At 73.2% G+C, this 21,417-nt stretch carries 23 protein-coding genes and 1 riboswitch; of the genes, 16 read left to right on the forward strand and 7 right to left on the reverse strand.

Annotation, left to right across the window (positions count from 1 at the left end):
- Positions 1–127: 127 nt before the first annotated feature.
- The 4 genes from ADL08_RS37590 to ADL08_RS36530 all read left to right on the forward strand — a co-directional run bounded on the left by ADL08_RS37590 (position 128) and on the right by ADL08_RS36530 (position 2,009).
- The gene (locus ADL08_RS37590; RefSeq protein WP_199836979.1) at positions 128–301 is read left to right on the forward strand and encodes a hypothetical protein; all 174 of its coding nucleotides are present in this window, start codon (positions 128–130) and stop codon (positions 299–301) included.
- A 76-nt stretch (positions 302–377) separates the two neighbouring features.
- Positions 378–875, forward strand: coding sequence for a hypothetical protein (locus ADL08_RS09640; protein WP_053641657.1), 498 nt, complete (start codon positions 378–380; stop codon positions 873–875).
- A gap of 104 nt (positions 876–979) precedes the next feature.
- The gene (locus ADL08_RS09645) at positions 980–1,633 is read left to right on the forward strand and encodes a class I SAM-dependent methyltransferase (protein WP_053641699.1); all 654 of its coding nucleotides are present in this window, start codon (positions 980–982) and stop codon (positions 1,631–1,633) included.
- Between the two features lie 232 nt (positions 1,634–1,865).
- On the forward strand, positions 1,866–2,009 hold the full coding sequence (locus ADL08_RS36530) for an acyl-CoA dehydrogenase family protein (RefSeq protein WP_420709622.1): 144 nt from the start codon (positions 1,866–1,868) through the stop codon (positions 2,007–2,009).
- A gap of 174 nt (positions 2,010–2,183) precedes the next feature.
- Here ADL08_RS36530 and ADL08_RS09650 read toward each other — a convergent pair whose 3' ends face one another.
- Positions 2,184–2,747, reverse strand: coding sequence for a dihydrofolate reductase family protein (locus ADL08_RS09650; protein WP_053641658.1), 564 nt, complete (start codon positions 2,745–2,747; stop codon positions 2,184–2,186).
- A 447-nt stretch (positions 2,748–3,194) separates the two neighbouring features.
- Between ADL08_RS09650 and ADL08_RS09655 the strand changes: the two genes are divergently transcribed.
- The 4 genes from ADL08_RS09655 to ADL08_RS09670 all read left to right on the forward strand — a co-directional run bounded on the left by ADL08_RS09655 (position 3,195) and on the right by ADL08_RS09670 (position 6,238).
- Positions 3,195–3,896 carry a 2-phosphosulfolactate phosphatase gene (locus ADL08_RS09655; protein WP_053641659.1) on the forward strand — a complete coding sequence of 234 codons (702 nt, stop codon included), beginning with the start codon at positions 3,195–3,197 and terminating at the stop codon, positions 3,894–3,896.
- A 255-nt stretch (positions 3,897–4,151) separates the two neighbouring features.
- Positions 4,152–4,913 (forward strand): SDR family NAD(P)-dependent oxidoreductase, encoded by a 762-nt coding sequence (locus ADL08_RS09660; protein ID WP_053641660.1) that lies wholly within the window; start codon positions 4,152–4,154, stop codon positions 4,911–4,913.
- 88 nt (positions 4,914–5,001) lie between these two features.
- Positions 5,002–5,709: a TetR/AcrR family transcriptional regulator gene (locus ADL08_RS09665; RefSeq protein ID WP_053641661.1), complete on the forward strand. Its 708-nt coding sequence runs from the start codon at positions 5,002–5,004 to the stop codon at positions 5,707–5,709.
- Positions 5,710–5,851: 142 nt separating this feature from the next.
- Positions 5,852–6,238, forward strand: coding sequence for a zinc ribbon domain-containing protein (locus ADL08_RS09670; RefSeq protein WP_053641662.1), 387 nt, complete (start codon positions 5,852–5,854; stop codon positions 6,236–6,238).
- 85 nt (positions 6,239–6,323) lie between these two features.
- Here ADL08_RS09670 and ADL08_RS09675 read toward each other — a convergent pair whose 3' ends face one another.
- The 4 genes from ADL08_RS09675 to ADL08_RS09690 form a co-directional block, all read right to left on the reverse strand.
- Complete coding sequence (locus ADL08_RS09675) at positions 6,324–7,280, reverse strand: electron transfer flavoprotein subunit alpha/FixB family protein (RefSeq protein WP_053641663.1); 957 nt, start codon at positions 7,278–7,280, stop codon at positions 6,324–6,326.
- 39 nt (positions 7,281–7,319) lie between these two features.
- Positions 7,320–8,105, reverse strand: a complete 786-nt coding sequence (locus ADL08_RS09680; RefSeq protein ID WP_053641664.1) for an electron transfer flavoprotein subunit beta/FixA family protein — start codon at positions 8,103–8,105, stop codon at positions 7,320–7,322.
- Between the two features lie 36 nt (positions 8,106–8,141).
- Complete coding sequence (locus tag ADL08_RS09685; RefSeq protein ID WP_107092055.1) at positions 8,142–9,293, reverse strand: acyl-CoA dehydrogenase family protein; 1,152 nt, start codon at positions 9,291–9,293, stop codon at positions 8,142–8,144.
- A 147-nt stretch (positions 9,294–9,440) separates the two neighbouring features.
- On the reverse strand, positions 9,441–10,124 hold the full coding sequence (locus ADL08_RS09690) for a ScbR family autoregulator-binding transcription factor (protein ID WP_053641665.1): 684 nt from the start codon (positions 10,122–10,124) through the stop codon (positions 9,441–9,443).
- Positions 10,125–10,255: 131 nt separating this feature from the next.
- Here ADL08_RS09690 and ADL08_RS09695 point away from each other — a divergent pair, with 131 nt between their 5' ends.
- The 8 genes from ADL08_RS09695 to ADL08_RS09730 all read left to right on the forward strand — a co-directional run bounded on the left by ADL08_RS09695 (position 10,256) and on the right by ADL08_RS09730 (position 17,504).
- Positions 10,256–11,200 carry a ScbA/BarX family gamma-butyrolactone biosynthesis protein gene (locus ADL08_RS09695; RefSeq protein ID WP_053641666.1) on the forward strand — a complete coding sequence of 315 codons (945 nt, stop codon included), beginning with the start codon at positions 10,256–10,258 and terminating at the stop codon, positions 11,198–11,200.
- Between the two features lie 12 nt (positions 11,201–11,212).
- Entirely contained in the window at positions 11,213–12,196 is a 984-nt protein-coding gene (locus tag ADL08_RS09700; protein ID WP_053641667.1) for an NAD-dependent epimerase/dehydratase family protein, read from the forward strand.
- 111 nt (positions 12,197–12,307) lie between these two features.
- The gene (locus ADL08_RS09705; RefSeq protein WP_053641668.1) at positions 12,308–13,072 is read left to right on the forward strand and encodes an SDR family NAD(P)-dependent oxidoreductase; all 765 of its coding nucleotides are present in this window, start codon (positions 12,308–12,310) and stop codon (positions 13,070–13,072) included.
- A gap of 89 nt (positions 13,073–13,161) precedes the next feature.
- On the forward strand, positions 13,162–13,752 hold the full coding sequence (locus ADL08_RS09710) for a TetR/AcrR family transcriptional regulator (RefSeq protein WP_053641669.1): 591 nt from the start codon (positions 13,162–13,164) through the stop codon (positions 13,750–13,752).
- Positions 13,753–13,998: 246 nt separating this feature from the next.
- Positions 13,999–14,205 carry a cold-shock protein gene (locus ADL08_RS09715; protein ID WP_053641701.1) on the forward strand — a complete coding sequence of 69 codons (207 nt, stop codon included), beginning with the start codon at positions 13,999–14,001 and terminating at the stop codon, positions 14,203–14,205.
- Between the two features lie 96 nt (positions 14,206–14,301).
- Positions 14,302–14,427: riboswitch (cobalamin riboswitch) on the forward strand.
- 82 nt (positions 14,428–14,509) lie between these two features.
- The gene (locus ADL08_RS09720; protein WP_234352075.1) at positions 14,510–15,571 is read left to right on the forward strand and encodes an ABC transporter substrate-binding protein; all 1,062 of its coding nucleotides are present in this window, start codon (positions 14,510–14,512) and stop codon (positions 15,569–15,571) included.
- Positions 15,568–16,626 carry an iron chelate uptake ABC transporter family permease subunit gene (locus ADL08_RS09725; protein ID WP_053641671.1) on the forward strand — a complete coding sequence of 353 codons (1,059 nt, stop codon included), beginning with the start codon at positions 15,568–15,570 and terminating at the stop codon, positions 16,624–16,626. Before ADL08_RS09720 ends, ADL08_RS09725 begins: the two co-directional genes overlap by 4 nt.
- Positions 16,623–17,504, forward strand: a complete 882-nt coding sequence (locus tag ADL08_RS09730) for an ABC transporter ATP-binding protein (RefSeq protein ID WP_078968281.1) — start codon at positions 16,623–16,625, stop codon at positions 17,502–17,504. The genes ADL08_RS09725 and ADL08_RS09730 overlap by 4 nt, the downstream gene beginning before the upstream one ends.
- Here the strand turns inward: ADL08_RS09730 and ADL08_RS09735 are convergent.
- Positions 17,417–18,703, reverse strand: a complete 1,287-nt coding sequence (locus tag ADL08_RS09735; protein WP_053641702.1) for a radical SAM protein — start codon at positions 18,701–18,703, stop codon at positions 17,417–17,419. The two genes, ADL08_RS09730 and ADL08_RS09735, sit on opposite strands and share 88 nt — an antisense overlap.
- A 208-nt stretch (positions 18,704–18,911) precedes the next feature.
- Entirely contained in the window at positions 18,912–21,230 is a 2,319-nt protein-coding gene (gene metE / locus ADL08_RS09740; protein ID WP_053641672.1) for a 5-methyltetrahydropteroyltriglutamate--homocysteine S-methyltransferase, read from the reverse strand.
- Positions 21,231–21,417 lie beyond the last annotated feature (187 nt).

Consider the following 21,417-nt stretch of genomic DNA (forward strand, 5'->3'; position numbering starts at 1 on the left):
GGATGTGGTGTCGCCCGATGAGACTCCCATCCCGGCCGGGAGCCGCTGCACCTGACGGCTTGCGGAGTGCTCCCCCGTGGCACCTGCCCGGCCGGGGTGGGTCCGCACAGAAGAGAGGACGCGCCGAGTGTTCGTGATCGGCCGGTGCTGGCGCCGCGACGCGACCGGCGTGCCGGTCATGTGGCTCGGGCCGGTCACCAGCGAGGACCACGGGCACGGCCCGTTCCACGCCTGTGAACCGTGCATGCGCCGCCTCGAGGAGCTCCTCGCCGAGTACGCCGGGCGCCGCTCCTCGGCCTGAGACCCCCGCCCCGGCTCGCTGGGTTCCGCCTGCCGGGGCGGGTTCGCCACCGCACCAACGACGAGAGGAACAGATCGTGACCACTGTCGTTCAGGCTCCATCCCTCGCGCTCATCCGTGACCCGGAGGAGCTCCTCAACCGCGTGGCCCCGTTCGTGAGGTACCTGCCGGAGAACGTGGCCGACGGCGGGCCGATCTGGGAGCGGGAGATCGCGCTGCTCCTCCGCGACAACACGATGGTCCGCGACATGGCCGAGCGCATCCTCGGCCAGGCCGTCGCGTACACGGTGGCGACGATGCAGCACAAGGACGTGCACCTGGGCGTCGGGAAGCTCGTCGACATCGGCGTCCACCAGCTCATCCTCGACACCCCGGTCTACTTCGCGATGTGCGAGGCCTTCAACGGCGGCGCGTACCGGCATCACGCGCCGTTCATCCAGCGCCGCGCCGACGGCCTGTGCATCCGTACCGCGGACTTCCTGCGGGCGGACGGCTGGGCCGTCGATGACGAGCTGTGGGCCATCGACGGGGCTGAGTGCTCGCCCTGTGACTCGAAGGTGCCGGACAGCCACTGACCGACCCGGGCCGACCCCCATCGGCCCCTAGTCTGGGCCCTCGTCCTCCACCCGTCCGGAGGGCGAGGGCCCTGCCCGTACCACCTCCCGTGAAAGGGGATGACGTGCCCGCACGCCACGACATCGCAGCAGAGACCGAGTTGTGGGACGCGTATGCCGGCAGCGCGTTCAAGGACGACATGGAGCCCACGTTCTGCTGGACGCAGTACGCCGGGCACGGGCCGGGGCCCGAGCTCCTCGGCGACCCGGAGTCGGTCCTCGAGCTCGGCTGTGGGACCGGCCGGGCGCTCGCCTTCCTCGCTGGGCGCGGGGTGAAGGCGCGGGGCGTCGACCTGTCCCCGGTCATGGTGAAGAAGGTGACCGACCGGTGGGGGCCGCTCGGCGTCGATGTCGTTCACGCGGAGGTGCTCGAGCATCTGGCCGCCGACCAGAACGTCTATGACGCCATGTACTCCGTCTTCGGGGCCGTGTGGTTCACCGACCCTGTGAAGCTGTTCCCGCTCGTCGCCGAGCGGCTCCGGCCGGGCGGCGTCCTTGCCTTCTCCCAGCCGCCAGCGATCCCGGGGGCGTACGGGCCGCAGGGGATGTACAAGGGCGGCTTCGCCGGGAAGGCGATGTTCACCTACCGGTACAGCTACACGCCGCGGCGGTGGGTCGGCATGCTCGAGCGGGCCGGGTTCCGTGATGTCGACGCCCAGATCCTCGACGCTCCACAGACCGGGCACATCGGGACGCTCCTGGTGACCGCTCGCCGCTGAGCGATGAGCGGGTACTCCTGCTTTTGGCCTGGCCAGGCGGCATATGCGTGACGTGAGCGATGGGTTCTGGCAGACCCCTCTGAGCTACGGAGAAGTTTAAGCGTCGATCATATTCTCGAGTGAAGAGATATCGGGCGGTGCATCGCAGAACCAGGCTTCATGGTCTGCATCGAGACGGAAGATGCGGCTCCAGCTATGACCCAAGGTGGGGTAGCGCACATCAAGGGTGCTGGTGAGGGAGGGGGCGCGGGTCATGGAAAAACCGACCAAGATCACGACTTCCCTCCGGAGAGCGTTGATCATGCAGATCTTCGAGGGCACGAACCAGATCCAGCGGCTGGTGATCAGCCGGGGGCTGGCGCTCGCGGAGAAGTAGCGGGGCGGGCGGCGGTCCGGGCGGTCGCCCGCGGCGCCCCGCTCAGACGCGGCGGGCCCGCCAGGGCCATGCCGCCGTGCCGGCGACCAGGGCGAGTGCGGCCGGGTCGGCCAGGAGCGTCGGGGTGCCGGCCGCCGGGTGCGCCCCGCCTCCGCCCCGCCGACCGCGACCCGGCTAACGCACCACGCGGTGGCGGAGGTGGACGACCTTCGAGCCGAGCGGGCGGGTCTCGACGAGTTCGAGGTCCACCCGGCGCTCGTGCCGGGGGAAGAAGGGAATGCCGCCGCCGACCAGCACCGGATAGACGACGGTCCGGTACTCGTCGATCAGATCCGCCGCGGCCGCCTCGGCGGCGAGGGTCGCGCCGCCGATCGCGATCTCGCCCTCCCCCGGCTCGGCCCGCAACCGCTCGATCTCCTCCGCCACGCCGCCGGAGGCCAGCCGGGCGTTGCCCCGCACCTCCGACAGGGTGGTGGAGAACACCACCTTCGGGAGCGGGTTCCAGAGCGAGATCCACTCGCGCGACGCGTCGTCGAGCGACGGGTCCCGGTCGGCGGTCTCCCAGTACAGCATCGTCTCGTACAGCCGCCGTCCCAGCAGATGGACGCCGACCCCCCGCATCTCGTCGATCCAGAAGCGGAAGACCTCCTCGGGGGGCTCCGACCAGTCGAAGCCCCCGTCCGGCCCGACGATGTAGCCGTCGAGCGAGACGTTCATCGAATAGGTCACGCTGCGCATCGGAAGTCCTCCTCGGCCGGCCTGCCCGGTGACGGGTCCGACAGTACGGCCGCCGGGCGCCGCGGGGCCCGGTGCGACGCGCGGGGTCTTCCCGTCCCCGTCCGCCGCCTTCGGCGTGCCCGCCGGGGAGAGGAGTGCCGGAGCGGCCGCGCCCGGGCGGCGGCACCGCGACGGAGGGCGGCGGGGACGCGGACATCGGGCGCGCCGACTCCGGCACCGTGCCGGCCGACGGCAGCCCGTGGGGCAACGGCAGGGTCAACGCGTCGGAGAGCGAGGGGTGTTCGTCCTCCGGGTGGGAGGTCCAGGCCGTCCCCCGGCCGTGGCCGGCGCGCGCCGACCACGACGGTCGCCGGCCGCATCGGTGGCCCCCGGGGCCTCGCGCGACCGCCGGTGTGAGGCGCGCCACTACCCGGGTGCGGAGGACCCGCCGTACGTGATCATCACGGTATGGATGCTCGTTTCCTCGGCATCGCCGAGCTCGCCGAAGTCCCCTCCACGGCCGTCGTGGTCGACGTCATGCGTGCCTTCACCGTGGCCGCCTGGGCCTTCGGCCGGGGAGCGGAGCGGATCGTCCTCGCCGGGTCGCTGGACGAGGCCCTGGCGCTGAAGGCCCGGCACCCGGACTGGGTGGCGCTCAAGGACGGCCCGCCGGCGCCCGGGTTCGACGCCGTCAACTCGCCGGGCCTGCTGCGGTCCGCCGACCTCGGCGGCCGGACCGTCGTGCAGAAGACCACGGCGGGGACGGTCGGCGCCCTCGCGGTCAAGGACGCGTCGCTGGTGCTGTGCGCCGGCTTCGTGGTGGCGGAGGCGACGGCCCGGGTCCTGCGGGCGCGCGGGTGCGACGACGTCACGTTCGTGGTCACCGGCGAGGACGGACGCGCCGAGGAGGACCTGGCGTGCGCGCAGTACGTCGCGGGGAGGGCCGCCGGGGCCGGGACGGCCGCGGCCGGGTTCCTCCGCCGCGCCGAGGAGTCGCGCGCCGCCGCCGAGTTGAGGGAGGGCGTGCGCGAAGGGGCCCACCCCGACGACGTCGCGCTCTGCCTCGAACTCGACCGCTTCCCCTTCGCCATGGTGGCCTCCGTGGAGGACTCCCTCATGGTCCTCCGCCCGTACGCCGCGCCCCCGGCGGCCGGCGAGCCCCCGAACTGACCACCGAGGGACGAACGGCGACCCGCGCCTCCGACGGCGGATGCCGCACCCCGCGCCCCCGACGGCGGATGCCGCATCCCGCGCCCCCGACGGCGGATGCCGCACCCCTCGCCTCCGCTTCCGGGGTCGCGTCACGCGGTTCTATGGTGGGCGGCGCAGATCGCGCGGACCGCGCGGTCCTCCGCGGGCACGCGCCCGATCCGGCGGCCATCCCGGCGGCAGGGTCGCCCCCGCACGACACGAACGAGGAGTTCCATGGACATCGCAGGCTCCGCCGCTCTCGTCACCGGCGCCGCCTCCGGCCTCGGTGCCGCCACCGCCGCCGCGCTCGCCGCCCGGGGCGCCACCGTCTACGGCCTGGACCTGGACAAGGCCGTGGCCGCCGCCGGGGCCCTGCCCGAGGGCGTCCGGCTGCTCGCCGCCGACGTCACCGACGAGGAGCAGGTCCGCGCGGCCCTCGCGGAGATCGACGCCGACGGCGCCGAGCTGCGGCTCGCCGTGAACTGCGCCGGCATCGCCCCCTCCGCCCGGATCCTGGGCCGCAGGGGGCCGCACGACCTCGACCTGTTCCGGGCCGTCCTGAACGTCAACCTGCTCGGCACGTTCAACGTGATGCGGCTCGCCGCCGAGGCCATCGCCCGGCACGAGCCCGACGAGCACGGGCAGCGCGGCCTCGTCGTCAACACCGCCTCGATCGCCGCCTTCGAGGGCCAGGTGGGCCAGATCGCCTACGCCGCCTCCAAGGCGGGCGTCGCCGGCATGACCGTCACCGCCGCCCGCGACCTCGCCCAGTTCGGCATCCGGGTCGTCACCGTCGCCCCCGGCATCGTCGACACCCCGATGATGGCCGGGTTCACCGAGGACGTCCGGGCCGGTCTCGCCGCGAGCGTCACCTTCCCGCAGCGCCTCGCCAGCCCGGAGGAGTACGCCCGGCTCGTCACGATGATCGCCGAGCACGACTACCTCAACGGCGAGACGATCCGCATGGACGGCGCGCTCCGGATGACCGCGCGCTGAGCCTCCGTACCCTCGGAAAAGCACTCGGTGCCGGATCTTTCCGGCACCGAGTGCCGCACGAGTGCGTTCCCAATGCTACTTTCGACGCATGGGAACAGCGTCGACGAACTCAACGAAGCCCGTGATGCGGGACTCCCTCATCGCCGCGGCCTTCCAGCTCTTCCTGGAGCGGGGCTACGAGCAGACCACCGTCGACGACATCGTGACGCTCGCGGGCGTCGGCCGGCGGTCCTTCTTCCGGTACTTCCCGTCGAAGGAGGACGTGGTCTTCCCCGACCACGAACAGTGCCTCGACGACATGACCCGCTTCCTCGCGGCGAGCGCGGACTCCGACGACCCGATCGCCCGGGTCTGCGGCGCCGCCCGGCTCGTCATGCGGATGTACGCCGAGAACCCCACCTTCTCCGTGCAGCGCTACCGGCTCACCCGCGAGGTGGCCGGACTCCGCACGTACGAGCTGTCGGTGGTCTGGCGGTACGAGAAGACCCTCGGCGACTACCTGCGCACCCGCTGGGCCGACCGCAGGGACGGCACCCTGCGCGCCAACGTGGTCGCGGCGGCCGTGGTCGCCGCCCACAACCACGCCCTGCGCCACTGGCTGCGCTCGGGCGGCGAGGGCGACCCGCTGGCGGCGGTGGACGAGGCCCTGGAGTTCGTGCGCTCCACCTGGAGCCCGGCCCCGGCCGTCGACGTCCCGGCCGAGGAGACGGAGGACGTCGTGGTGGTCATCACCAAGCGCTCCACCCCGATGTGGCGCGTGGTGCGCGAGGTGGAGTCGAGCCTCGGCGAGGGCTGAGGGGCGCCCGGGCGGCGTCCGGGAAACCCCCGGGGATCTCGGTATCTCCAATTGAGGGAACTCAGGTCTTTATTTGATGGCACTCAGTGCCATATCTTTGCTCCATGCACGGTCGAGCCGCCGAGTGCGAGGAGAAGGCATCGTGTTCCACACGGGACTGAGGAGCGGGACCGCCGTCCAGGCCGACGAGTCGGCCCCCGACTCCGAGCTCTACTTCCAGCGCTGCCGCTGGTGCCACACCACCACGTTCCAGCGACTGCTCTGTCCGACCTGCGGGTCGACCGACCTCGCGCCCGAACTCAGCGGGGGCGAGGGCGTGATCTCCGTACGGCGCGGGGTCGCCGCGGCCGACGCCGACCTCTGGCCGGTGCACATGACGGAGGGCTTCGTGGTCCGCTGCCGGGTCGACGGACCGCCGCACGCGGTGCGCCCCGGGGTCCGGGTCAAGCTCTCCTCGGGCGTCGGAGTCTCCGGCCGCCGGCCGGTCGTCCGGCTCTGCGAAGAGGTCCCGCTCGACGGCTGGATGTGAGCGGGTCCCCGGTCCTCCCTCGTGCGAAAGGGGCGGGTGGGTGGCACAGAGTGCCACCCACCCGCCCCTTTCCGCTGCCGGAAGGTCAGCGGGGGCCGATCTCGTCCGTCAGCTGCGGCAGCACCGCGAAGAGGTCGCCGACCACGCCGTAGTCCACGAGGTCGAAGATCGGGGCCTCCGGGTCCTTGTTGACCGCGACGATCGTCTTCGACGTCTGCATGCCGGCCCGGTGCTGGATCGCGCCGGAGATGCCCGCCGCGACGTACAGCTGCGGCGAGACCTGCTTGCCGGTCTGGCCGACCTGGTTGGCGTGCGGGTACCAGCCGGCGTCCACGGCCGCGCGGGAGGCGCCGACGGCCGCGCCGAGCGAGTCGGCCAGCTTCTCGACGACCCCGAAGCCCTCGGCCGCGCCGACGCCGCGGCCGCCGGAGACCACGATCGCGGACTCGGTCAGCTCGGGGCGGCCGGTGGAGACGCGCGGGGTGCGCGAGACGACCTTCGCCGCGTTGCCCGTGAAGGCGACGGAGACGTCCTCGACCGTGCCGGCGGCCGGGGCGGCCTCCGGAGCGGTGGAGTTCGGCTTGACGGTGATGACCGGCACGCCGTGCGAGACCGTCGACTTCACCTGGTACGAGGCGGCGAAGACGGACTGGGTGGCGACCGGGCCGTTCTCGCCGGCCTCCAGCTCCACGGCGTCGGTGATCAGACCGGAGCCGAGGCGGAGCGCGACGCGGGCCGCGATCTCCTTGCCCTCGCCGGAGGAGGTCACCAGGACGGCGGCCGCCCCCTTCTCCCGGGCGATCTGGGCGAGCGCGTCGACCTTCGGCACGACGAGCCGCTCGGTGAACTCGGCGCCGTCCGCGACGTACACCGTGGCCGCGCCGTACTCGCCGGCGGTGGCGGCGATCGACGCGGCGGCCTCGCCGGCGCCGAGGACGACGGCCGAGGGCTCGCCGACGCGGCGGGCGAGGGTGAGCAGTTCGAGGGCCGGCTTGCGGACCGCACCGTCGGCGTGGTCCACGAGAACCAGGATCTCAGCCATGATTCGTTGCTCCTGTGTGGGTGTCTGGCCGGGGGCGGATCAGATGAACTTCTGGGCGGCGAGGAAGGCGGCGAGCTGCTTGCCGCCGTCGCCCTCGTCCGTGACGATCGTGCCCTGCGTACGGGCCGGGCGCGGGGTCGCGGAGTCGACCAGGGTCCAGGACCCGGCGAGGCCGACCTCGTCGGCGTCGACGCCCAGGTCGTCCAGGTCCAGCTCCTCGACCGGCTTCTTCTTGGCGGCCATGATCCCCTTGAAGGAGGGGTAACGGGCCTCGCCCGACTGGTCGGTGACCGACACGACGGCCGGCAGCGGGGCCTCCAGGAGCTCGGTGGCGGCGTCGCCGTCCCGGCGGCCCTTCACGGTGCCGTCCTCGACGGAGACCTCGGAGAGCAGGGTGACCTGCGGCAGGCTCAGCCGCTCGGCGAGCAGCGCGGGCAGCACGCCCATGGCGCCGTCCGTCGAGGCCATGCCGCAGACGACCAGGTCGAAGCCGGTCTTCTCCAGGGCCTTGGCGAGGATCGCGGAGGTGGCGAAGACGTCCGAGCCGTGGATGTCGTCGTCGTTGACGTGGACGGCCTTGTCGGCGCCCATCGACAGCGCCTTGCGCAGCGCGTCCTTGGCGTCGTCCGGGCCCACGGTGACGACGGTGACCTCCGCGTCGTCGGCCTCCTCCGCGATCTGCAGGGCCTGCTCGACGGCGTACTCGTCCAGCTCCGAGAGCAGACCGTCGACGGCCTCGCGGTCGGTCGTCAGGTCGTCGGCGAAACCGCGGTCGCCGGTCGCGTCGGGGACGTACTTCACACAGACAGCGATCTTCAGGGTCACGGCCTGTCTCCTTTCAACGGGTCAACGGTCTGGTGCTTACGGGAGGTTGCGGGCCATGACGATGCGCTGGACCTGGTTGGTGCCCTCGTAGATCTGGGTGATCTTGGCGTCGCGCATCATGCGCTCGACGGGGTAGTCACGGGTGTAGCCGTAACCGCCCAGGAGCTGCACGGCGTCGACGGTGACCTCCATGGCGACGTCGGAGGCGAAGCACTTGGCCGCCGCGCCGAAGAAGGTCAGGTCGCCGTCGACGCGCTCGCTCTTGGCGGCGGCGGCGTAGGTGAGCTGGCGGGCCGCCTCCAGCTTCATGGCCATGTCGGCGAGCATGAACTGCACGCCCTGGAAGTCGGCGATCGGCTTGCCGAACTGCTTGCGCTCCTTGACGTAGCCCTTGGCGTAGTCCAGGGCGCCCTGGGCGATGCCGATCGCCTGGGCGGCGATGGTGACGCGGGTGTGGTCCAGGGTCTTCATCGCGGTGGCGAACCCGGTGCCCTCCGCGCCGATCATCCGGTCGGCGGGGATGCGCACGTTGTCGAGGTAGACCTCGCGGGTCGGCGAGCCCTTGATGCCCAGCTTCTTCTCCGGCGCGCCGAAGGAGACGCCCTCGTCGTCCTTGTCCACCACGAACGCGCTGATGCCCTTGGAGCGCTTCTCGGGGTCGGTGACGGCCATCACCGTGTAGTACTGCGACACCCCGGCGTTCGTGATCCACCGCTTCACGCCGTTGAGGACCCAGAAGTCGCCGTCGCGGACCGCGCGGGTCTTCATCCCGGCCGCGTCCGAGCCGGCGTCCGGCTCCGAGAGGGCGTAGGAGAACATCGCGTCGCCCTTGGCCAGCGGGCCCAGGAACTTCGCCTTCAGCTCCTCCGAGCCGGACAGGATCACCGGCAGCGAGCCCAGCTTGTTGACCGCAGGGATCAGCGAGGACGAACCGCAGACCCGGGCGACCTCCTCGATCACGATCACGGTCGCCAGCGCGTCCGCGCCCGCGCCGCCGTACGTCTCCGGCACGTGCACCGCGTGCAGGTCGTTGGCGACCAGCGCGTCCAGGGCCTCCTGCGGGAAGCGCCCCTCCTCGTCCACCGCGGCCGCGAACGGCGCGATCTTCGCCTCCGCCAGCGCACGCACCGACTCCCGGAGCATGTCGTGCTCCTCCGAAGGACGGTACAGGTCGAAGTCCTTGCCCATGATGTGGAGCTCCCCTAGACGCTTGTGGCACTGAGTACCCTCAGCAAAGCACACTCAGTACCATAAACGCCAGAGCGCCCCGACGCGTCACGCGTCGGGGCGCTCCGGGGCCGTGCGGCCGGCTCCGCGGGCGGGTGCTTTCCGCCGCTACGAGTGGGCGCTTTCCGCGAAGTTCTCCTCGCTGTGGCGGAGCCGGCTCGCGTCGTATTCGGCGGCCAGCCGCCGTGCGCGGCTCTCGGTCATTTCCAGGCGGATCAACACGGCCGGGGTGCATATCGTCGGCATGACGTGCTGGAGCAGGACCAGAACGCGATGGGTGAGGTCATTCCGGTCGCACAGGATCTGGGACATCGTCTGGATTCCGGCGAAAGCGCCGGAGAAGAGCTCGGCCGTGTCCGTCACGTCCACGTGGACGAGGATCTCCCCCTGCGCCTTCGCCACCATCAGGGCCTCCGACACCTGGTCGATCCAGGCCCGGAAAGGAGCGGCCCGGTCGATTCCCGTGGCGCCGCTGTCCAGCGCCAGCGCGACGCTCGCCCGCACCAGGGGGTCGCGCTGCAGCCGGTGGGCGAGCAGGAAGCCCTGGTCGACCAGCTCCTGCACCTTGACGTCCTGCGGGGTCAGCGGTTCGTCGAGCATCTGGGCGTCGAGCACGCCGAGCGCCAGGTCCTCCTTGGAGGCGAAGTGGAAATACAGCGCCCCCTTGGTGACACCGGCGCGCACCAGGATCTCCCCGATGGTCGTCCGCTCGTAGCCGCGCTCGGCGAAAACGGCGGCGGCCGACTCCAGAATCGTCCGCCGGGTCCGGATTGCACGCGCTTGCTGCGCCAAGGCGCCTCCCGCTGTCTCGCTGTCTGTGCTCAACGTGTGACATGAAGCATTGAAAAGAAAACCGCGCTCTACGTACCCTACGCCGGACGGATTTGCCGTCCCGGGTGTGCAGGGAAGTGCGAGGGGGAGCGATGGAACAGCACCACCGAGGAGTGACGGCGCCCGTCCCCGGGGAGTTCGTCCACCGCGACGACCCGGCCGACATCATCCCCACGGGCTGGACGCGGTCGGGGGACGACCGGTACTCCGTCTCCGCCCGCTGGCCTGCCTCGCATCCCTTCTTCTCCCCGGCGACAGGGGGCCGGCACGACCCGGTCCTGGTGGCCGAGACGATGCGTCAGGCCACCATGCTCGTGGTTCACGCGGGACTCGGGGTACCCGTGGACGATCAGTTCGTCATGTGGGACCTGTATTACACCGCCGATCCCGAGGCGCTCGCCCTCGACGGCTCCGCCCCCGACATCACCGCCGACCTCTCCTTCCCCGGCCACGACGGGCGCGCGAGCCGGGTGCGGAACCTGCGCGTCGACGTCGTCCTGAGCCGGGAGGGCCGCCCGCTCTCGACCGGCGGCGGCACGATCCGCTGCACCTCGGCACCGGCGTACCGCAGGATGCGGGGCGAGCGCATGGCCGCCCTCGGCCGCCCGGTCCCCCTCATACCGCCGATGGCCCCGCACCTGGTCGGCCGCGAGGACGCCAGGGACGTCGTCCTGGGCCCCGGCGACCGCCCCGGCCGGTGGCAGCTGCGGATCAACACCGCCCACCCCACGCTCTTCCGCCGCCCGAACGACCACGTCCCCGGGATGCTCCTCCTCGAAGCGGCCCGGCAGGCGGCGATGCTGGAGACCGGCAGCACCGACTACCTCCCCGTCGGCATGGAGCTCTCCTTCTCGCGCTACGTGGAGCTCGACACCCCCTGCTGGATCGAGGCCGAGACCGTGACCGCCCCCGGCGAGCCGGCGACCACCGTCCGCGTCACCGGCCACCAGGACGGCGACCCCGTCTTCCTCTGCACGCTCGCCTCCCCGTCCCGGGAGCCGGCGGTGGCCGGCCCCTGCGTCCGGCTCGCGGGCTGAGCGGCCGGGACGATGACGAAGGCTCCCCGCATCCTGATCACCGGCGCGTCCGGCTTCGTCGGCGGCCGGGTGGCGGCCGCCGCGACGACGGCGCAGGCCGGGCCCGTACGCCTGCTCGTCCGCGGCCCGCTCGACCCGCCGGCCGCCGGACCCGGGTCCGCCCCGGCGGTCGAGACCGTCCGGGGCGACCTGCGCGACCCCGGCTCCCTGCGCCGGGCCTGCGAGGGGGCGGACGTGCTGATCCACTGCGCCTCCGCGATCGGCGGGGACGAGGAGACGGCCCGCGCCGTCAACGACGAGGGCACCCGGGCCCTGGTCGACGCGGCCGTCCGCGCCGGGGTGACCAGGATCGTCGCCCTGAGCACGGCCTCCGTCCACGGCCGCGGCCCCTTCCGCGCCGCCGCTCCCGGCACCCTGCCGATCGCCCCGGTCTCGGCCACCAGCCGCACCCGCGCGGCGGGCGACCGGCACGTCATGGAGGCCGGCGGGACCGTCCTGCGCCCCCACCTCGTGTACGGGACCGGGGACCGGCAGCTGCTGCCCGGCCTCGTCAAGCTCCTCGGGGCGCTGCCCGGCCCGCTGGTCGGCGGCACCTCGCTGCACTCCCTGATCGAGGTGGGGAGCCTGGCCCGGGCCCTGCTCGCCGCCGCCCTCTCGCCGCACACCCGCCCCGGCCCGTACCACGTGAACCACCCCGACCCGGTGCCGGTCGGGGAACTCATCGCGGTGGGCGAGGAGTTGCTCGCCCACCGGGCCGGGCCGCGCCGGGGGGCGGCCCTCGGCGTCGCGGAGGCGCGCGCCCTCCTGGCGGCCCACCCCTTCGCCGTCCACCACCTCGACATGCTCGCCGTCGACCACTGGTTCTCCGACGACCGGCCCTGGCGGGAGCCGGACCGCGACCCGGGGCCGGGCTTCGCCGAGGGGGTCGTGGAGCACCTGGAGTGGTACCGGAATACGCTCGACCCCGTCCCGGCGGCCGGGCACCGGACCTCCTGACCGGCACCGGACCTCCTGACCGACGACGGCCGCCACACCGGCACCGGCCCCGAGCCGAACGCACCGAACGCACCGAACGCACCGAACGCACCGAGAGAAGGCACCACCGACATGTCCGCGCTGGCCGGCAGAACCGCGATCGTCACCGGGGCGAGCCGGGGCATCGGAAGAGGCATCGCCCAGCGGCTCGCCCGGGACGGGGCACTGGTCGCCGTGCACTACGGCAGCGACGAGGCGGCGGCCCGCGAGACGGTGGCGACCGTCGAGCGCGAGGGCGGCCGGGCCTTCCCGTTCCGCGCGGACCTGGCGGCGCCGGACGCCGTCGACGTCTTCTACGCCGCCCTGGACGCCGGCCTCGCGGAGCTGGGGGAGGGCCCCGGGTTCGACGTCCTCGTCAACAACGCGGGCGCGAGCGGCTCCGGCCGCGTCCACCAGCTCACCCCCGAGGTCTTCGACCGGCTGTTCACGATCAACGTGAAGGCCCCGCTCTTCCTCGTCCAGCGGGGCCTCGACCGGCTGCGCGACGGCGGCCGGATCGTCAACGTCTCCTCGGTGGTGACGAAGCGCGCCTTCCCCGACTCCGTGACGTACGCGATGACCAAGGGGGCCGTCGACACGATGACCCTCGCCCTCGCCAAGGAGCTGGGGCCCCGGGGGATCACGGTCAACGCCGTGGCCCCCGGCTACATCGCGACGGACATGAACGCGCGGCGCCGGGCGACGCCCGAGGCGAGCGCCGCCCTCGCCGCGCTCTCGGTCTTCAACCGGATCGGGACGCCCGCCGACGTGGCGGACGTGGTCGCCTTCCTCGCCTCCGACGACGCCCGCTGGATCACCGGCCAGTACGTGGACGTGACGGGCGGCACCGGGCTCTGAACCCGTGCGGGACCGGGGCCCGGCCCGGCCGGAGACCTCCTCGCACGCCCCTCCTCCGGGCGGTTCCCGGTCGATAAAGTGGGGGCACGATGACACGTTTCCGCGAGAGCGTCCGGTCCCTGCTGCGCGAGCAGGTGCTCGACGCCGCCTACCGCCTCGTCGCCGCCGAGGGGTGGAGCGGGCTGCGCATGACCTCCATCGCGCGGGCCGCCGGCATCAGCCGTCAGACCCTCTACAACGAGTTCGGCGCGAAGGAGGCCATCGGCAACGCCCTGGTCCAGCGCGAGCTGGAGGGCTTCCTGATCGGCATCGAGCGCGAACTCGACGCGCATCGCGGAGAGTTGGAGGCAGCGGCGGCGGCCGGTGTCGGCTACACGCTCCAGCAGACCGTGGACAACCCCCTCATCAAGAGCGTCCTGGTCGCGGCGCGGGGCGGCGAGGACGACCTCCTCGCCTATCTCACCACCCGCACGGAACCGGTCTTCGGCACGGCGATGACGATGCTCGACGCGTACGCGACCGAGGCCTGGCCCGACGTGGACGTGGAGTCGCGCGGCCTCGCCGTCGAGACGGTCGTGCGGCTCACCGTCAGCCACATCGTCCAGCCGGTGGCCTCCCCCTCGGAGACGGCGGCGCGCATCGCCAGGATCACGGCGAGGATCGCCTATCCGGGCGGCTGAGGAGCGCCCCGGACCGCGCCGGACGCGCGACGAGGCCCGGTGCCGAACACGGGGGATCTTCGGCACCGGACCTCTGTTGAATATTCTACGAGATCCTCCGGGGTGCTCGCGCACGACCCGTCGGCCCGCGGACGCCGACGGGCGAAGCGCGGGCCGGCGGGGTACACCTCCCCTGAGACGCGGACACGGCCGGACCCGCCCGGCACACCCCTCGCCCGCGTCGCCGACGCCGAGGAGGAGGCCGCCGTGGAAGGCAGGAGCAAGGGATTCGTGCAGTCCTTCAACCGTCTCGGGGGATACGGGTTCGTCGTCCCCGTCGGCTCCGAGGAGCAGGTCTGGTTCAGCGCGGAGGACATCGAGGACGAGAGCCGGACCGTCTCGGAGGGACAGCAGGTCTCCTTCGTCCTGGTCCTCGGGGACGGCCGCTTCGAGGCCAAGGAGCTGCGCGTCTGACGCCCACCGCGCCCCGGGGAGGCTCCCCGGGCCGGTGGTACTGTGCCGAGGCCAGTCGCACCTTTGTACGCGCCCGAACGGGTGCGTGCACGGGTCGGGGAATCCGGTGGAAGACCGGAACTGACGCGCAGCGGTGAGGGCGACGGGCGGAGCATCGGCCACTGGGCGGCGACGACGGCCCGGGAAGGCGCCCCGTCCGGCCGACCCCGAGTCCGAAGACCTGCTGGCGGCCCCGGCGCACGCCCGCCCGGGGAGCACCGTACGACAGGCTCCGCGTATGAGCCGTGGCCGCAGAGGAAGTCCCGTGCCGCTCGCACACCCCGTCCGCTCCGCCGTGCTGTTCCTGACCGGAGCCCTGCTCCTGACCGCGACCGGCTGCGGCGTGGGGACCACCCCCGCCCCCGTCCGGCCCGCGGGCGGCGCCGGGGAGGCGAAGACCGGACACCCCGTCACCCTCGACGACAACTGCGGACGGCCCGTCCGCGTCGAGCGCGCGCCGGAACGGGCCGTCGCCCTCGACCAGGGCGCGGCGGAGATCATGCTCTCCCTGGGCCTCGCCGACCGCATGGTGGGCACCGGCACCTGGACGGACCCCGTCCTCAAGGGGCTTGAGAAGGAGAACGCCAAGGTCCCGCGCCTCGCCGACCGCTACCCCTCCTTCGAGAAGGTCCTCGACGCCGAACCCGACTTCGCCGCCGCCTCCTTCACGTACACCCTCGGCAAGGGCGGGGTGGCGACCCGCGAGCGGTTCGAGAAGCTCGGCGTCCCCACGTACCTCTCGCCCACCGACTGCGTCGGCAAGGACAACAGCGGCGACGGCGACGGCGTCCGCGTCCGGCCGCTCACCATGGAGACGGTCTACGGCGAGATCCGCGACCTGGCCCGGATCTTCGCGGTCCCGGAGCGCGGCGAGAAGCTCGTCGCGCAGCTCAAGTCCCGTGTGACGAAGGCCGCTTCGGGCGGCGGCTTCGAGGACGCCACGGTCCTCTACTGGTTCGCCAACTCCGAGGCGCCCTACATGGCGGGCTGCTGCGGCGCCCCCGGCATCGTCTCCCGCGAACTCGGCGCGAAGAACGTCTTCGACGACACCAAGGAGGAGTGGCCCCAGATCAACTGGGAGACCGTCGCCGACCGCGACCCCGACGTCCTCGTCATCGGCGACCTCACCCGCCGCTCGCAGTCGGCCGAGAGCGCCGCCAAGAAGATCGAGTTCCTGGAGTCCGACCCGGTCACCCGCACCATGACGGCGGTCAGGAACAAGCGGTACGTGCTCCTCAGCGGCCAGGCGCTCAACCCCACGATCCGCACCGTCGAGGCCGTCGAGAAGGTGGCGGCCGCGCTCCGCTCGTACGGTCTCGCCAAGTGACCCCCGCCCCTCCGGCGGCCGCCTCGGTACGGAAGGGAGCGGCGGCCCTGCTGTGGACGGCGGCCGGACTCGCGCTCCTGGCCGTATCGGTGGCCGTGGCGATCACCATCGGACCGGCCCGCATCGGCGTCGCCGACGTGTGGGCGACGGTCGCCGCCCACCTCGGCGGCGGCGCCCCGGCGCTCTCCCCGATCCGGGACGGGATCGTGTGGGACCTGCGGCTGCCCCGCACCCTCCTGGCCGCCGCCTGCGGCGCCGGGCTCGCCCTCTGCGGCGCGGTGATGCAGTCGCTGCTGCGCAACCCGCTCGCCGACCCCTTCGTCCTGGGCGTCTCCTCCGGCGCCTCGACCGGCGCGGTCGCGGTCGTCGTCCTCGGGCTCGGCGGGGGACTCCTCTCCGTCACCGGCGGCGCGTTCCTCGGGGCGGTCTGCTCCTTCGCGCTCGTGCTGCTGCTCAGCCACACCCTCGGCGGCTCGACGGACCGCGTGGTCCTCTCCGGCGTCGCCGCCATGCAGCTCTTCTCCGCCCTCACCTCCTTCGTGGTGATGACAGCCGCCGACGCGGAGACCACCCGGGGCGTCCTCTTCTGGCTGCTCGGCTCGCTCGCCGGGGCCGGCTGGACCGACGTGTGGGTGTGCCTCGCGGTCCTCGCGGCGGCCCTGACGACCTGCCTCGGACACGCGCGGACCCTGGACGCGTTCGCCTTCGGCGAGGAGGCCGCCGCCTCCCTCGGCGTCACCGTCGCCCGGACCCGGCTCGTCCTCCTGTGCGTCACCGCCCTCCTGACGGCCGCCCTGGTCTCCGCCGCCGGGGCCATCGGCTTCGTCGGGCTCGTCCTGCCGCACGCCGCCCGCGCGCTCGCCGGCCCCGGGCACGCCCGGCTCCTGCCGGTCACCGCCCTGGCCGGAGCGGTCTTCCTCGTCTGGGCCGACACGCTCGCCCGCACCGTCCTCGACCCCCAGGAGGTCCCGGTGGGCGTGGTCACCTCGCTGATCGGCGTACCGGCCTTCGTCCTCGTCCTCTACCGCACGCGAAGCACGAGGAGCACGCGATGACCCCCACCCGAAAGGACGCGGGCCTGCGCGCCGACCGGGTCTCGCGCACCGCCGGCGGCGCCCTCGTCCTCGACGGCGTCAGCGTCGCCCCCGTCCCCGGGACCGTCACCGGCCTCCTCGGCCCCAACGGCTCCGGCAAGTCCACGCTCCTGCGGCTCCTCGCCGGCGTCCTCGCCCCCGACGCCGGGATCGTCACCCTCGACGGCGACCCGCTGGCCGGACTCGGCCGCAGGACCGTCGCCCGGCGCCTCGCCACGGTCGAGCAGCAGTCCGACACCCGGACCGACCTGAGCGTCCTCGACGTCGTGCGCCTCGGCCGCGTCCCGCACCGCCGGGCCTGGACCCCGCCCTCGGCGGCGGACGAGACCGCCGTCCGCTCCGCCCTCGCCCGCACCGGGCTCACCGACCGCGCCCGCCAGCCCTGGCGGACCCTCTCCGGCGGCGAGCGCCAGCGCGTCCAGATCGCCCGCGCCCTCGCCCAGGAGCCGCGCGAACTCCTCCTCGACGAGCCCACCAACCACCTCGACGTCCAGCACCAGCTGGACCTCATGGAACTGGTCTCCGGCCTGCGCCTCACCGCCGTCGTCGCCCTGCACGACCTCAACCTCGCGGCGATGCACTGCGAGCGGCTCGTGGTCCTCTCCGGCGGGCGCGTGGTGGCCGGCGGCACGCCGGAGGAGGTGCTCACGGAGGAGCTGATCGCGGACGTCTACCGGGTCCGGGCCGCCGTGACGCGCCCGGACCCCGGCGGCCGCCCCCACGTCCGCTTCCTGGGGACGGCCGGGCCCCCTCACTCCCCTTCGCCGGGCTCCGGCGTCAGCGCGTCCATGAAGGAGCTGACCGAGAACACCGCGCGCCCGGGACCGGCCGGACCGTAGCCGGGCGGGGCGGTGAGGTTGTTCTCCCGGAGCGTCTCCGTGTACGCCTCCAGGAGCCGCAGGTGGTACTCCAGCGGGGCGCCGTCCGGGTTCTCGCGGCCCAGCGGCGTCGTCGGCTCCGGGCACCAGGTGGTGAACCGGGGCGTGATCCCGCGCGACATGAAGAACCGCAGGCCCTCCCGGGTGGAGGCGATCGCCTCGTCCACGGTCAGGAAGCCCGTGGGACGCGCCATCTCGACCCCGGCGACGAAGTTCGGGATGACGTTGCGCGGCCCGAAGACCTCCGCCGAGTCCAGGATCCGGCGGTGCCACTCGTCCCGGCCGATGTAGCGCTCCTTGCCGGGGCAGTACAGCTCGAACAGGCGCCGGTCCCACACCTCGTAGTTCGGGTGGTAGATCCGGATGCCGTAGTCGTGGAAGCGCTGCACGTCCGCCTTGGGCAGGGCCTGCGCGACCACCTTGCCGATCCAGCGGCCGGGGAAGCGCTCCTCGATCGCCTGCGCGTACTGCCCGTAGAAGTCGGCCTCGTCCTTCCCGCCGACCTTCGAGGTGACGGCCCCGCCGGTCAGGGTGTAGGCGGTCGACGCGCGGGCCGTGTCGTGCCGGTCGATGATCTCCAGGGCCTCCAGGACCTCGTCCACCGGCTTCACCCCGGTGTACGGGCGGCCCGCCGCCTTGTGCTGGCGCCAGTTGTGGTTGATGTCGCAGTACTGGCACTCCTCCTTGGCGCCGAAGTACTGGCACACCCGGAAGACCGTCAGGTAGATCAGGTAGCCCCACTGGATCGTCGGCGCCACCTCCATCACGGACTTGCCGTTCGACAGCGGGTGCCGGTAGTACTCCGGCATCGGCGGCAGGCCGACGTCCGCGATCCGCGACCCGTCCAGGAACAGCGCGAGCGCCCCGTCCTCGTCCGGCGCGACCCGGTACGGCGAGGACGGGTTCACCCGCACCGACACCACCGTGCGGCGCAGCCCGTAGGGGCCGCCGGTCAGCACGATCTCCTCCGGCGGGCGGTTCAGGGCCGCCTCCCCGAGCTCCGGCAGCGTCCGGTGGTCGAAGGAGAAGATGAAGTACGACTTCGGCTTCACCTCGCCCCCCTCGTTGCCGGAGAGGGCGGAGGGGTCGAAGGCGACCCCGCCGCGCAGCAGGTCCTCCTTGAACACGGCCTCCCGGGGAATCCCCGGGAAGCGCTCCATGAGGGACTCCACGACGGACGTGCGGGTGGGTGCGACGCTGGACACAGGCGGGTCTCCGGAGGTCAGGGGCTTATGGAGCCGACGTGTACCCCACGCTACGCGCGCGCACCCGCGACGGGGCGGCCGGGGGCCCGGCGGCCGGTCGGCCGGCCCGTGCGGGGCCCGGCCGAGGGGGCCGGGCGAGCGGCCCCGGCCCCCTCGGTTCCCGTCACGAGCCGGACAGCTCCTCCCGTACGGTGCGGGCGGCGGCGACCAGGTTCTCCAGGGAGGCCCGGGTCTCCGGCCAGGCGCGGGTCTTCAGACCGCAGTCGGGGTTGACCCACAGCCGCTCGGCGGGGATCGCCTCCAGACCGGTGCGCAGCAGGGCCGCCGCCTCCTCGGCGCTCGGCACCCGGGGCGAGTGGATGTCCCAGACGCCGGGACCGGCCTCGCGCGGGTAGCCGTGGGCGGCGAGCTCGCGGGCCACCTGCATGTGGGAGCGGGCCGCCTCCAGGCTGATGACGTCGGCGTCGAGGTCGTCGATGGCCTGGACGACGTCGCCGAACTCGGCGTAGCACATGTGGGTGTGGACCTGGGTGTCCGGCCGTACGCCGCTGGTGGCGAGCCGGAACGACTCGGTCGCCCACGCCAGGTACGCCGGGCGGTCGGCCGCCCGCAGCGGCAGCGTCTCGCGCAGCGCCGGCTCGTCCACCTGGATGACGGAGGTGCCGGCCGCCTCCAGGTCGCCCACCTCGTCGCGCAGGGCGAGGGCGACCTGCCGGGCGGTCTCGCCGAGCGGCTGGTCGTCGCGGACGAAGGACCAGGCGAGCATGGTGACGGGCCCGGTCAGCATGCCCTTGACGGGCTTGGCGGTGAGCGACTGGGCGTAGGAGGTCCAGCGCACCGTCATCGGCCCGGGCCGCGAGACGTCCCCGGCGAGCACCGGCGGGCGGACGTAGCGGGTGCCGTACGACTGGACCCAGCCGTGCCGGGTGGCGAGGTAGCCGTCGAGCTGCTCGGCGAAGTACTGCACCATGTCGTTGCGCTCGGGCTCGCCGTGCACCAGGACGTCGACGCCGGTCTTCTCCTGGTACGCGACCACCTCCTGGATCTCGGCCCGGATCCGCTCCTCGTACCCGGCCGTGTCGATCCGGCCCGCCCGCAGGTCGGCGCGGGCGGTGCGCAGCTCGCCGGTCTGCGGGAAGGAGCCGATGGTGGTGGTCGGGAGCAGCGGCAGGCCCAGGTGGGCGCGCTGGGCGGCGGCCCGCTCGGGGTACGGCTGCGAACGGCGGGCGTCCGTGCCGGTGACGGCCCCGGTGCGGGCGCGCACGGCCGGGTTCCGGGTGATGGGGGAGTTCGCGCGGGAGGCGAGGGCGGCCCGGTTGGCGGCCAGCTCGCCCGCGATCGCGTCGGTGCCCCGGGACAGGCCCCCGGCCAGCGTCGTGATCTCGGCGGTCTTCTGCCGCGCGAAGGAGAGCCAGCGCAGGATCTGCGGGTCGACGTCCTTCTCGGCCGCCGCGTCGAGCGGCACGTGGAGCAGGGAGCAGGAGGCGGAGACGTCGACCCGGTCGGCCAGGCCGAGCAGGGTGCCCAGCACGGACAGGGACTTCTCCAGGTCGTTGACCCAGATGTTGCGGCCGTCGACCACACCGGCGACGAGCCGCTTGCCGGGCAGGCCGCCGACGGCGGCGAGCCCGCCCAGGTTGGCCGCCGCCGGACCGGTGAAGTCGAGCGCGAGGCCCTCGACCGGGGCCTTGGCCAGCACGGGCAGGGCGTCGCCGAGCCGGTCGAAGTACGAGGCGACGAGGAGCTTCGGCCGGTCGGTGAGCGCGCCGAGGTCGCGGTAGGCGCGCGCGGCGGCGTTCAGGTCGGCCGGGGTCCGGTCCTGGACGAGCGCGGGCTCGTCGAGCTGCACCCACTCGGCGCCGGCCGCGCGCAGGTCCGCGAGGACCTCCGCGTACACCGGCAGGAGCCGGTCGAGCAGGGTCAGCGGGTCGAAGTCGGCGGGCACGCCCGGCGCGGGCTTGGCGAGCAGCAGGTAGGTGACGGGCCCGACGAGGACGGGGCGGGCCGTCAGCCCCAGGGCGAGGGCCTCCTCCAGCTCCGCGACCTGCTTGCCGGAGTCGGCGGTGAAGACCGTGCCGGGGCCCAGCTCCGGGACCAGGTAGTGGTAGTTGGTGTCGAACCACTTCGTCATCTCCAGCGGGGCGACGTCCTGCGTGCCGCGCGCCATCGCGAAGTAGCCGTCCAGGGGATCGGCCGCGACGGCCTCGCGGTGCCGCGCGGGGATCGCGCCCACCATGACGGTGGTGTCCAGGACGTGGTCGTAGTACGAGAAGTCGCCGGTCGGCACCTCGTGGACGCCGGCCCCGGCCAGCTGCTTCCAGTTCGTTCGGCGCAGTTCGGCGGCGGTGGCCCGGAGGGCGTCGGCGGTGACGCGGCCCTTCCAGTAGCCCTCGACCGCCTTCTTCAGCTCCCGGTCGCGGCCCTGGCGGGGGTAGCCGTACACGGTGGCCCGTGCTGCCGCGGCTGCGGACTTCGTGGTCACGGAGATCTCCTTCGCGAGATGAATCCCTGAGGTCCCGGTGACGGGACGGGGGCGCGAAGGGGCGACGGACCGGGCGGGACGGGAACGCGCGGCGGGGCGCGGTTCGTCCGCCTGGTATGTGCGCCGACCCGCCCTCGAGGTCACCGGGATGTCCGCGCGCGGAATCGTCCGCGTGCGGGCAACGGGC

The sequence above is a fragment of the Streptomyces sp. NRRL F-6492 genome (assembly GCF_001280125.1).
GTDB lineage: Bacteria > Actinomycetota > Actinomycetes > Streptomycetales > Streptomycetaceae > Streptomyces.

What these genes read in the sequence shown, in the direction of transcription:
- ADL08_RS09735 (WP_053641702.1), bottom strand. Translation starts at nt 18,703, where the DNA reads ATGGAGCGCTTCCCGGGGATTCCCCGGGAGGCCGTGTTCAAGGAGGAC.
- ADL08_RS09655 (WP_053641659.1), top strand. Translation starts at nt 3,195, where the DNA reads ATGGATGCTCGTTTCCTCGGCATCGCCGAGCTCGCCGAAGTCCCCTCC.
- ADL08_RS09675 (WP_053641663.1), bottom strand. Translation starts at nt 7,280, where the DNA reads ATGGCTGAGATCCTGGTTCTCGTGGACCACGCCGACGGTGCGGTCCGC.
- ADL08_RS09710 (WP_053641669.1), top strand. Translation starts at nt 13,162, where the DNA reads ATGACACGTTTCCGCGAGAGCGTCCGGTCCCTGCTGCGCGAGCAGGTG.
- ADL08_RS09705 (WP_053641668.1), top strand. Translation starts at nt 12,308, where the DNA reads ATGTCCGCGCTGGCCGGCAGAACCGCGATCGTCACCGGGGCGAGCCGG.
- ADL08_RS09660 (WP_053641660.1), top strand. Translation starts at nt 4,152, where the DNA reads ATGGACATCGCAGGCTCCGCCGCTCTCGTCACCGGCGCCGCCTCCGGC.
- ADL08_RS09650 (WP_053641658.1), bottom strand. Translation starts at nt 2,747, where the DNA reads ATGCGCAGCGTGACCTATTCGATGAACGTCTCGCTCGACGGCTACATC.
- ADL08_RS09695 (WP_053641666.1), top strand. Translation starts at nt 10,256, where the DNA reads ATGGAACAGCACCACCGAGGAGTGACGGCGCCCGTCCCCGGGGAGTTC.
- ADL08_RS09665 (WP_053641661.1), top strand. Translation starts at nt 5,002, where the DNA reads ATGGGAACAGCGTCGACGAACTCAACGAAGCCCGTGATGCGGGACTCC.
- ADL08_RS09685 (WP_107092055.1), bottom strand. Translation starts at nt 9,293, where the DNA reads ATGGGCAAGGACTTCGACCTGTACCGTCCTTCGGAGGAGCACGACATG.
- ADL08_RS09700 (WP_053641667.1), top strand. Translation starts at nt 11,213, where the DNA reads ATGACGAAGGCTCCCCGCATCCTGATCACCGGCGCGTCCGGCTTCGTC.
- ADL08_RS09730 (WP_078968281.1), top strand. Translation starts at nt 16,623, where the DNA reads ATGACCCCCACCCGAAAGGACGCGGGCCTGCGCGCCGACCGGGTCTCG.